This window comes from Streptomyces sp. NPDC056347, assembly GCF_042262625.1.
Taxonomy (GTDB): domain Bacteria; phylum Actinomycetota; class Actinomycetes; order Streptomycetales; family Streptomycetaceae; genus Streptomyces.
Genome location: NZ_JBHJQP010000236.1, coordinates 1 through 9,804, shown reverse-complemented (window position 1 = coordinate 9,804; position 9,804 = coordinate 1). Strand labels below are relative to the sequence as shown.

The 9,804-nt window shown below is 72.2% G+C and carries 10 protein-coding genes; 7 read left to right on the top strand and 3 right to left on the bottom strand.

Going from position 1 to position 9,804, the window contains the following annotated elements; translation table 11 throughout:
* Window positions 1-51 precede the first annotated feature (51 nt).
* From ACFCV8_RS33480 to ACFCV8_RS33470, 3 genes are all read right to left on the bottom strand, one after another.
* On the bottom strand, window positions 52-279 hold the full coding sequence (locus ACFCV8_RS33480) for a DUF3107 domain-containing protein (RefSeq protein WP_376689274.1): 228 nt from the start codon (window positions 277-279) through the stop codon (window positions 52-54).
* Between the two features lie 142 nt (window positions 280-421).
* Complete coding sequence (locus ACFCV8_RS33475; RefSeq protein ID WP_376689273.1) at window positions 422-1,063, bottom strand: TetR/AcrR family transcriptional regulator; 642 nt, start codon at window positions 1,061-1,063, stop codon at window positions 422-424.
* A 168-nt stretch (window positions 1,064-1,231) separates the two neighbouring features.
* The gene (locus ACFCV8_RS33470) at window positions 1,232-1,447 is read right to left on the bottom strand and encodes a hypothetical protein (RefSeq protein ID WP_376689272.1); all 216 of its coding nucleotides are present in this window, start codon (window positions 1,445-1,447) and stop codon (window positions 1,232-1,234) included.
* A 109-nt stretch (window positions 1,448-1,556) separates the two neighbouring features.
* On the opposite strand from ACFCV8_RS33470, the gene ACFCV8_RS33465 reads away from it, so the two are divergent.
* The 7 genes from ACFCV8_RS33465 to ACFCV8_RS33435 all read left to right on the top strand — a co-directional run bounded on the left by ACFCV8_RS33465 (window position 1,557) and on the right by ACFCV8_RS33435 (window position 9,601).
* Window positions 1,557-2,522 carry an alpha/beta fold hydrolase gene (locus tag ACFCV8_RS33465; protein WP_376689271.1) on the top strand — a complete coding sequence of 322 codons (966 nt, stop codon included), beginning with the start codon at window positions 1,557-1,559 and terminating at the stop codon, window positions 2,520-2,522.
* A gap of 8 nt (window positions 2,523-2,530) precedes the next feature.
* Complete coding sequence (locus ACFCV8_RS33460; protein ID WP_376689270.1) at window positions 2,531-3,850, top strand: DUF3152 domain-containing protein; 1,320 nt, start codon at window positions 2,531-2,533, stop codon at window positions 3,848-3,850.
* A gap of 168 nt (window positions 3,851-4,018) precedes the next feature.
* The gene (locus tag ACFCV8_RS33455; RefSeq protein ID WP_323180069.1) at window positions 4,019-4,114 is read left to right on the top strand and encodes an Ms4533A family Cys-rich leader peptide; all 96 of its coding nucleotides are present in this window, start codon (window positions 4,019-4,021) and stop codon (window positions 4,112-4,114) included.
* A 213-nt stretch (window positions 4,115-4,327) separates the two neighbouring features.
* Complete coding sequence (locus ACFCV8_RS33450) at window positions 4,328-6,052, top strand: ABC transporter substrate-binding protein (protein WP_376689269.1); 1,725 nt, start codon at window positions 4,328-4,330, stop codon at window positions 6,050-6,052.
* A 2-nt stretch (window positions 6,053-6,054) separates the two neighbouring features.
* Window positions 6,055-7,038, top strand: a complete 984-nt coding sequence (locus ACFCV8_RS33445; protein ID WP_376689268.1) for an ABC transporter permease — start codon at window positions 6,055-6,057, stop codon at window positions 7,036-7,038.
* Entirely contained in the window at window positions 7,035-8,024 is a 990-nt protein-coding gene (locus ACFCV8_RS33440) for an ABC transporter permease (RefSeq protein WP_376689267.1), read from the top strand. The genes ACFCV8_RS33445 and ACFCV8_RS33440 overlap by 4 nt, the downstream gene beginning before the upstream one ends.
* Complete coding sequence (locus ACFCV8_RS33435; protein ID WP_376689266.1) at window positions 8,021-9,601, top strand: dipeptide ABC transporter ATP-binding protein; 1,581 nt, start codon at window positions 8,021-8,023, stop codon at window positions 9,599-9,601. The genes ACFCV8_RS33440 and ACFCV8_RS33435 overlap by 4 nt, the downstream gene beginning before the upstream one ends.
* The last annotated feature ends 203 nt before the right edge of the window (window positions 9,602-9,804 follow it).

Below are 9,804 nucleotides of genomic sequence, written 5' to 3'. Positions count from 1 at the left end.
GTGGGCATTCCCACCGGGCCGCCGCCACGATTCGTCGCTCGGAGCGTGTGCCTACAGCGCGCCGAAGCCCACGCGACGCGTGGTCGGCTCGCCGATCTCCACGTAGGCGATCCGGTCGGCCGGCACCAGGACCTTGCGGCCCTTCTCGTCCGTGAGGCTGAGCAGCCGCGCCTTGCCGTCGAGCGCCGCGGCGACGGCGCTCTCGACCTCTTCGGCGGAAAGCCCGCTCTCCAGAACGATCTCCCGGGGCGAGTGCTGCACCCCGATCTTGACCTCCACGGCTATGTCCCTCCGACGGTCAGTCCCTGCGCGGTGAGCCGCGCCGTACGCAGCACACATTAGCCCGCTGAGCGGAGCCGTCCGGCGTCGGCGGGCAACGCCCGCAGCGAACACGGACGGCCGCCGGCCCGCACGGGCCGCGTCAGTGCTGATCGATGCCGTGCAGCGGGAAACCGGCGATGCCCCGCCAGGCCAGGGACGTCAGCAGCTGGACCGCGGTGTCACGCGGAATGGCGGACTGGCTGGAGAGCCAGTAACGGGCCACGACCTGGGAGACCCCGCCCAGCCCCACCGCGAGCAGCATGGACTCGTCCTTGGAGAGCCCGGTGTCACCGGCGATGACGTCGGAGATCGCCTCCGCGCACTGCAGCGACACCCGGTCCACGCGCTCGCGCACCGCCGGTTCGTTGGTCAGATCGGACTCGAAGACCAGCCGGAAGGCGCCGCCCTCGTCCTCGACGTACGCGAAGTAGGCGTCCATCGTCGCGGCGACGCGGAGCTTGTTGTCGGTGGTCGAGGCCAGGGCCGTGCGGACCGCCTGGAGAAGTGCCTCGCAGTGCTGGTCCAGCAGGGCCAGATAGAGCTCCAGCTTGCCGGGGAAGTGCTGGTAGAGCACCGGCTTGCTGACCCCGGCCCGCTCGGCGATGTCGTCCATCGCCGCGGCGTGGTAGCCCTGCGCCACGAAGACTTCCTGCGCGGCGCCCAGCAGTTGATTGCGTCGGGCGCGGCGAGGCAGGCGAGTGCCTCGCGGGCGCGCCGCCTCGGTCTGCTCGATGGCTGTCACGCCGCCTCCCAAATATGTGATCTGACTCAGCCTTTCCGTGCACGCTGCGCCCCACCGCCATCGTACTTTTGGGTATCCCGGGTGTGCGCGGCGCGGACGCAGAATTTCATGGACCGGACGAGTGCGGTAGCCACAGATTCCACGGCCACCAGGACAAAGCGGCTCGTATCAGCGGTAATCGTCCTCGTCCTGTGCCACGACACGTGCCTGTTCCATCGCGTCCGCCACGTCGGCACCGTCCCGGTCGAGGTCCGTGAGCGGTTCGTCGTCCCGCTGCTGGAGATCGGTGCGCTGCTCGGCGGCGTCGGCCCGGGGGGTCTCCTGGTCCGGCTCGTCCGGCTGTACGGCCTCGAAGGTCTCCGGGTCGCTGGGGTCGACCGTCATGGTGACTCCCTTCCTTGCTTCGAGCGTAGGAGCTACCCCGGTGGGCCGCTACGCGGTCTGTGACCGCGAACACATGAATCGAGGTGTGATCGTCTCGTAACATTGCCGCATGTCTTCGACCGAGCTGCCGGGAATCCGTGCCGTCACCACCGCGGCGCCCCCGGCGCCGGACGCCGGCGGGGTCGTGGAGGGGGAGGAGCTGCGGTCCGTGGCCCTTCCCGGGCTGACGCTGACCGTCCGGTCCCGGCCCGGGGAGCCGACGGGGCTGCCGCCCGCTCTCTACGTGCACGGGCTCGGCGGCTCCTCGCACAACTGGTCCGCGCTGATGCCGCTGCTCCAGGACATCGTGGACGGCGAGGCGGTCGACCTGCCGGGCTTCGGTGACTCCCCGCCCCCGGACGACGGCAACTATTCGGTCACCGGGCACGCCCGCGCCGTGATCCGCCTCCTCGACGCCGGGGAGCGCGGGCCGGTCCATCTGTTCGGCAATTCGCTCGGCGGCGCCGTGGTCACCCGGGTCGCCGCGGTCCGTCCCGATCTGGTGCGCACGCTCACGCTGGTCTCGCCCGCGCTGCCCGAGCTCCGGGTGCAGCGGACGGCCGTGCCGACCGGGCTGCTCGCGGTGCCCGGGGCGGCCGCCCTCTTCGCCCGGATGACCAGGCAGTGGTCGGCGGAGGACCGCACCCGCGGGGTGCTGGGGCTCTGCTACGGCGATCCGGCACGGGTCACCGAAGCCGGATTCCGTGACGCGGTGGCCGAAACGGAACGCCGGATGGAGCTGCCGTACTTCTGGGACGCGATGGCGCGCTCGGCACGTGGCATTGTCGACGCCTACACGCTCGGCGGGCAGCACGGACTGTGGCGCCAGGCCGAGCGGGTGCTCGCACCGACCCTGCTCGTGTACGGCGGACGGGACCAGCTCGTCTCGTACCGGATGGCACGCAAGGCGTCCGCGTCCTTCCGGGACGCGCGGCTGCTGACGCTGCCCGACGCGGGGCACGTGGCGATGATGGAGTACCCGGAGGCGGTCGCCCAGGCCTTCCGGGATCTGCTCGACGAACGCGGCGGGAGCTGATCCGGGGCGTGGGACGACACAGCCGAAAAGGCCCCGAACCCGCGGGGCCCGGGACCGGGGCCGACGACGCGGAAGAGCTCGGGGCCAACGGACCGCCGGCCCCCGGCACCGGGCGCCGGCGCAAGCGGACGGACGCACCGGCCGGCTCCGGCGGGCACACCCCCTTCCAGCAGGGAGCCCAGGTCCGCGGCGGCCACCCCGAGCAGCACGAACCCGGCGGCGGCTGGGGCACCGGCCCGCAGCCCCGCTTCCGGATCGACGAGCAGCGGTCCGCCGCGGCGACGCCCCCGCCCCGGCCGCAGCGGACGGCCCAGGGGCAGCCGCCCACCGGCACCCGGCCGCTGATACCGGGACCGCGGCGCGAGTTCGTCGAGGCGTTCGGCGAACCGGCCGCACCGTCCGCGCCGGGCGGGCCCTCCGTGCCCCCGGCGCGCCCCGCCGATCCGTACGCCTCGGTCGGCGAGTGGGACGAGCGGCCGCAGGGTCCGTCGGCCGACGCCCCGGCCAAGGAGGGCAAGGGGGGCAAGGGCCGTACCTTCGCCGGGATCACGGCCGCCGCGGTGACCACCGTGCTCGCGGTGGTCGTCGCCGGGCAGGTCGCCCAGGACAACGGCGCCGGGAGCACCGCCGCCCAGCCCTCGGGCGTCGACCGGGGCGGCCCCGACGGCGCCTCCCGTTCGGACGGCCGGGGAACCCCGACCCCGCGGAAGGCCGAGGTCAAGCCGCTCTCGTACGCCGAGAAGATGGCCAGGGCCTATCCGCTGGACCCGAAGCTCAAGGCGTCCGGGAAGTTCGAGACGGTGCCCGGCAAGGCGAAGGCTCCGGGACGCGGGCGCAAGTACCGCTACCGGATAGATGTCGAGAAGGGTCTCGGCCTCGATGTCGCCCTCTTCGCCCGGGCCGTCCAGGAGACGCTCAACGACGACCGCAGCTGGGCGCACGACGGGGCGATGACCTTCGAACGGGTCTCCACCGCCGACCCGGATTTCGTGGTCACCCTGGCCAGCCCCGGGACCACCGGCGACTGGTGCGCCAAGTCCGGGCTGGACACGACCGTGGACAACGTCAGCTGCGACTCCGCGGCGACCGAGCGCGTCATGATCAACGCCTACCGCTGGGCGCAGGGCTCCTCGACCTTCGGGCCGGACAAGCTCTTCGCGTACCGCCAGATGCTGATCAACCACGAGGTCGGCCACCGGCTGGGACACAACCATGTGAGCTGCCGCACGCCCGGGGCGCTCGCCCCGGTGATGCAGCAGCAGACCAAGTCGCTGGACATCGACGACATCAAGTGCCGGCCCAACTCCTGGGTGTATCCGACCGATTGACGGCATCTCGGGCGGGCTCGCGGACCTCGCGGGCCCGCCCTTCCGGTGCCCCCGGCACCTGTCCGTATGCGGAGCGTTGTCTCCGCGTACCCGCATTTCGTCCGAATCGTGAGATCGCCGTCTCGAATCGCGTTGACACGGTTCAGGCCGTGAACCATATTTCTCGGCATGTCACACGGCCCCGTCCTCCCCGATCGCGCAGTCATCGAACTGGCGCTCATCGGTGTGACCGGGCACAGTGTCGCCGACATCCACTGTTGCTGACGCCTGTCCGAGCGCCCGTGTGCCCGCGGTCCGGCCCCTGAGGGGCCGTCACCGCCCCGTGCCGTCGCCGCGCCGGACGCCCCTTCGTCCGCAGGCGCGGCAGTCACAGCTGTCTCCGGCCCGTTATGGCCCCATGGACCGCCCTCCCGCCGCTGCCCGCGCGGACTTCCTCATCACCCGTTTCAGGCAGTACACCCGAGAGGTCGCCTTCCGATGCGTCAACCGTCCCTCATATCGCGCCGCGTGGCAGCGGCCACCGCAGTACTCGTCGTCGCCGCGAGTGCCGCGGCCTGCGGGCCCGAGGACAAGAAGGGCGGCGCCGGCGGCGCCGGAGCGGCCGGAAAGCCGGCGAAGGGCGGCACGCTCACCGTCCTCAACAGCAAGCCGCAGTCGGACTTCGACCCCGCCCGGCTCTACACCTCCGGCGGCGGAAACGTCCCGTCCCTGGTCTTCCGTACGCTCACCACCCGCAACCGGGCCGACGGTGCCGCCGGCGCCAAGGTCGTCCCCGACCTCGCGACCGACCTGGGCCGTCCCAGCAAGAACGCCACGGTGTGGACGTACACGCTCAAGGACGGGCTGAAGTACGAGGACGGCACCCCGATCACCAGCGCCGACATCAAGTACGGCATCGAGCGCTCCTTCGCCGCCGAACTCTCCGGCGGCGCCCCCTACCTGCGCGACTGGCTCATCGGCGGGGCCGACTACCAGGGCCCGTACAAGGACGGGAAGGGCCTCGGCTCGATCGAGACGCCCGACGCGAAGACCATCGTCTTCCACCTCAACAAGCCGGAGGGCGAATTCCCCTTCCTGGCCACCCAGACCCAGACCACCCCGGTGCCGAAGGCCAAGGACACCGGCACCAAGTACGAGGAGCACCCGGTCTCCTCGGGCCCGTACAAGGTCGTCAGCAACGAGGGCGACGGCGAACGGCTGGTCCTGGAGCGCAACCCGCACTGGTCGGCCGCCACCGACGACCAGCGCAAGGCCTACCCCGACCGGATCGACGTGCGCTCCGGGATCGACTCCGCCGTCATCAACCAGCGGCTCTCCGCCTCGCAGGGCGCCGACGCCGCCGCCGTCACCACCGACACCAACCTCGGCCCGGCCGAACTCGCCAAGGTCACCGGCGACAAGAAGCTCGCCGACCGGGTCGGCACCGGCCACTTCGGCTACACCAACTACATCGCCTTCAACCCGAAGGTGAAGCCCTTCGACAACCCGAAGGTGCGCCAGGCGATTGCGTACGCCGTCGACCGCTCCTCCGTGATCAACGCGGCCGGCGGCTCCTCGCTCGCCGAGCCCGCCACCACCTTCCTGCCCGCGCAGGCGGCCTTCGGCCACACGCCGTACGACCACTTCCCGGCCGGGAAGAACGGCGACCCGGCCAAGGCCAGGGAGCTGCTGAAGGAGGCCGGCCACCCCAAGGGGCTGACCGTCACCCTCACCCACTCCAACGAGAAGGACTTCGCCACCGGCCCGGAGATCGCCACCGCGCTCCAGGAGTCCTTGAAGAAGGCCGGCATCACCGTCCGGCTCAAGGGCCTGGAGAGCAACGACTACTCCGACACCGTCTACGACGTGAAGAGCGAACCCGGCTTCTTCCTCGGCGGCTGGGGCGCCGACTGGCCGTCCGGCGGCCCGTTCTTCGCGCCGGTCTTCGACGGACGGCAGATCGTCCGGTCCGGCTACAACTTCAACTCCGGCCAGCTGAACGATCCCGCGGTCAACAAGGAGATCGACGAGATCAACAAGCTGACCGACCTCGAGGCCGCCGCGAAGCGCTGGGGCGCCCTGGACAAGAAGGTCGGTGAGCAGGCCCTGACCGTGCCGCTCTTCCACCCCGTCTACAAGCGCCTGTACGGCGAGGCCGTCAAGAACGTCGTGATCAGCGACTGGACCGGCGTGCTCGACATCTCGCAGGTCGCGGTCAAGTAGCCATGACCGACGCACTTCCGGTCAAGGAGGCGGGGGCCGCCCGGGCCCCCGCCTCCGGGGCCCGTCCGTTCTGGCGGCGGCTGCGGGCCCGGCCCTCGGCACTGGTGGCCGCGGCCGTCGTCGCCCTGCTGGTCCTGGCCGCGCTCGCCGCCCCGCTGCTCACGTACGTGGAGGGCCAGGACCCCACCACGTACCACCCCGACCTCGTCGACTCCGCCACCGGCGGGGTGCCGCTCGGCTCCTTCGGCGGGATCGGCGCCGAGCACTGGCTCGGCGTCGAACCGCTCACCGGACGCGACCTGTTCGCCCGCGTCGTGTACGGGGCCCGGGTCTCGCTCGGTGTGGCGCTGGCCGCCACCCTGCTCCAGGTGGTCATCGGTCTCGCCGTCGGTCTCGCGGCCGGGCTCGGCAACCGCCTCGTCGACCAGCTGCTCAGCCGGGTCACCGACGTGGTGGTCGCGCTGCCCGTCATGGTGATCGCGCTCGGCGCGCTCGCCGTCGTACCCGCGGGCTTCCCCCGGCCGGTCCTGATCGCCGTGATCATCGGCCTGGTCGGCTGGTCCGGCATCTCGAAGATCGTGCGCGCCCAGACGCTCTCGCTGAAGTCGCGCGACCACGTCGCCGCCGCCCGGCTCAGCGGCTGGGGCTCCTGGCAGATCGCCCGGCGCGAGCTGCTGCCCGCCCTGGCCGCCCCCGTCATCACGTACGCCGTACTGCTCTTCCCCGGCAACATCGTCGTCGAGGCGGCCCTGTCCTTCCTCGGGGTCGGCATCAAGCCGCCCACCCCGTCCTGGGGGCAGATGCTCAGTGAGGCCGACACCTGGTACCAGGCGGCGCCCACCTATCTGCTCGTCCCCGCCCTGCTGCTCTTCGTCACCGTGCTGGCGCTGACCGTCCTCGGCGAGGGCGTACGCACCGCGCTCGACCCGCGCGCCGCGTCCCGGCTGCGGGTGGGCACCGGACGGAAGAAGGAGGCCGACGCGTGAAGTGGTTCCTGCTCAGACGCCTCGGCGGGGCGGTCCTCGTCCTGTTCGTGCTCAGCGTCGTCGTCTACGCGGTCTTCTACGTCGCCCCCGGCAACGTCGCCCAGATCGCCTGCGGTCCGCGCTGCTCGCCCGCCCAGGTCGCGCAGGTCAGCGAGCAGCTGAACCTGGGGGACCCGCTGTACGTGCAGTACGCGCACTTCCTCCAGGGGCTGTTCGCGGGCCGCGACTACTCGACCGGGACCGGCGTGCTGCACTGCCAGGCGCCGTGCCTGGGGCTCTCGTACCAGAGCGACCAGCAGGTCACCGAGCTGATCCTGGCCAAGCTCCCGGCCACCGCCTCGCTCGCGCTGGGCGCCTTCGTGCTGTGGATGCTGCTGGGCGTCGGCACCGGGCTGCTCTCGGTGTGGCGGCGCGGCCGTCCCACCGAACGGATCCTCACCTGGATCACCCTGGCCGGGATGGCCACCCCGGTCTTCGTCATCGGGCTGCTGCTGATCATCGTCCTGGTCACGGCGCTGCAGATCCTGCCCTTCCCGGACTACGTGCCGCTCACCGAGGACCCCGAGCAGTGGGCCTGGAACCTGCTGCTGCCGTGGATCTCGCTGGCCCTGGTGTCGGCGGCGCCGTACGCCCGGATGACCCGGGCCTCGATGCTGGAGACCCTGGCCGAGGACCATGTGCGCACCTTCCGGGCGTACGGGGTCGGCGAGCGGGCGCTCGTCGGGCGGCACGCGCTGCGCGGCGCGCTGGCGCCGGTGATCGCGCTCGGCGCACTGGACATCGGCTCGATGTTCGGCGGCGCCGTGCTCACCGAATCGCTCTTCGGGATACCCGGGGTCGGCCGTGAACTGGTCGACGCCGTGAAGCACGTGGACCTTCCGGTCGTCGTGGGTCTGGTGCTCGTCACCGGATTCTTCGTCGTCCTCGCCAACGCCGTCGCCGACATCCTCCAGGCGATGGCCGACCGACGGGTGGTGCTGGCATGAGCCTGGTCGAAGTCTCGGACCTCTCCGTCTCGTTCGGCGACGTACGGGCGGTGGACGGGCTGTCGTTCTCGCTGGAGGCCGGCGGCGCGCTCGGCGTGGTCGGCGAGTCCGGCTCCGGCAAGAGCGCCTCGGCGTACGCCCTGCTCGGACTGCACCGGGGCACCGGCGCGAAGGTCACCGGCGCGATCCGGGTCGCCGGGGTGGACGTGACCGCCGCGGACGACAGGGAGCTGCGGGCCCTGCGGGGCGCCGGGGCCGCGATGGTCTTCCAGGACCCGTTGTCCTCGCTCGACCCGTACTACGCGGTGGGCGACCAGATCGCCGAGGTGTACCGGGTGCACAACCGCGGTTCGCGACGGGCGGCGCGGGCCCGGGCGGTCGAGGTGCTGGACCGGGTCGGCATCCCCGACGCGGCCCGGCGCTCCCGGTCCCGGCCGCACGAGTTCTCCGGCGGGATGCGGCAGCGGGCACTGATCGCGATGGCCCTGGCCTGCGAGCCCCGGCTGCTCATCGCCGACGAGCCGACCACCGCCCTCGACGTCACCGTGCAGGCCCAGATCCTGGACCTGCTGCACGAACTGCGCCGGGAGACCGGCATGGGGCTGCTGCTGGTCACCCACGACGTGGGTGTGGCGGCGGAGTCGGTCGACGAGGTACTGGTCATGCGGGCGGGCCGGGAGGTGGAACGGGGACCGGTCGGCGAGGTGCTGGTGGCCCCGCGCGAGCCGTACACCCGGGAACTGCTGGCGGCGGTGCCGCGGGTGACGGGGGAGCGCGCCGGCTCCGGCACGAAGCCGGCGGCCGACGCCGAGGTGCTGGTCGAGGCCGACGGCGTACGGCAGGTCTTCGGGCGGGGGAAGGGCGCGTTCACCGCCGTCGACGGGGTCTCGCTCGCCGTGCGGCGCGGCGAGACCCTCGGCATCGTCGGCGAGAGCGGCAGCGGCAAGACCACCCTCGGCCGGATGCTGGTCGGGCTGCTGGAACCCACCTCGGGGCGGCTCACCCGCGACGCCCGGGTGCAGATGGTCTTCCAGGACCCGGTCTCCTCGCTCAACCCGCGCCGCTCGGTCGGCGAGTCGGTCGCCGACCCGCTGCGCGCCGCGGGGCAGCGCGACGAGAAGGCGATCAGGGCCCGGGTGGCGGAGCTGCTGACCCGGGTCGGACTCGACCCGGAGAGCTACGACCGCTACCCGCACGAGTTCAGCGGCGGACAGCGCCAGCGCGTCGGGATCGCCCGTGCGCTGGCCGCCGAGCCGGAGCTGATCGTCTGCGACGAAGCCGTCTCCGCGCTCGACGTGACGACCCAGGCCCAGGTGACCGCGCTGCTGGCGCGGCTCCAGCGGGAACTCGGACTGGCCCTGGTCTTCATCGCCCACGACCTCGCCGTCGTACGCCAGGTCAGCGACCGGGTCGCGGTCATGCGACAGGGCCGGATCGTCGAACAGGGCACGGTGGACGAGGTGTACGCGGACCCGAAGGAGCCGTACACCCGGCAGCTGCTGGCGGCCGTGCCCGCGCTCGATCCGGCGCTGGCGGCGGTGCGCCGCGCGGCCCGCAAGGAGCTGGCCGCGGCCTGACGCTGCGTGATCTCCCGGATTTCCCGCACAGCAAAACGTCGCCGGGGCTGGAAGGTTACGACGGTTCACCCCTTTCGGTGGTGGGGGGGGGCGCACGCCCAAGGCCCCCCCCCCGCTCAGCCTAAGGGGTTGACAGCGTGTGGCGCCCGGCCCCCGGGGCGGCCCACCAAACGGTGTGGGGGGGGTGGCGGGGGGGTGGGTGG

Excerpts from the sequence above, each read along its gene's own strand:
- ACFCV8_RS33470 (WP_376689272.1), bottom strand. The coding sequence starts at position 1,447 with ATGACGGTCGACCCCAGCGACCCGGAGACCTTCGAGGCCGTACAGCCG.
- ACFCV8_RS33465 (WP_376689271.1), top strand. The coding sequence starts at position 1,557 with ATGTCTTCGACCGAGCTGCCGGGAATCCGTGCCGTCACCACCGCGGCG.
- ACFCV8_RS33455 (WP_323180069.1), top strand. The coding sequence starts at position 4,019 with ATGTCACACGGCCCCGTCCTCCCCGATCGCGCAGTCATCGAACTGGCG.
- ACFCV8_RS33450 (WP_376689269.1), top strand. The coding sequence starts at position 4,328 with ATGCGTCAACCGTCCCTCATATCGCGCCGCGTGGCAGCGGCCACCGCA.
- ACFCV8_RS33445 (WP_376689268.1), top strand. The coding sequence starts at position 6,055 with ATGACCGACGCACTTCCGGTCAAGGAGGCGGGGGCCGCCCGGGCCCCC.
- ACFCV8_RS33435 (WP_376689266.1), top strand. The coding sequence starts at position 8,021 with ATGAGCCTGGTCGAAGTCTCGGACCTCTCCGTCTCGTTCGGCGACGTA.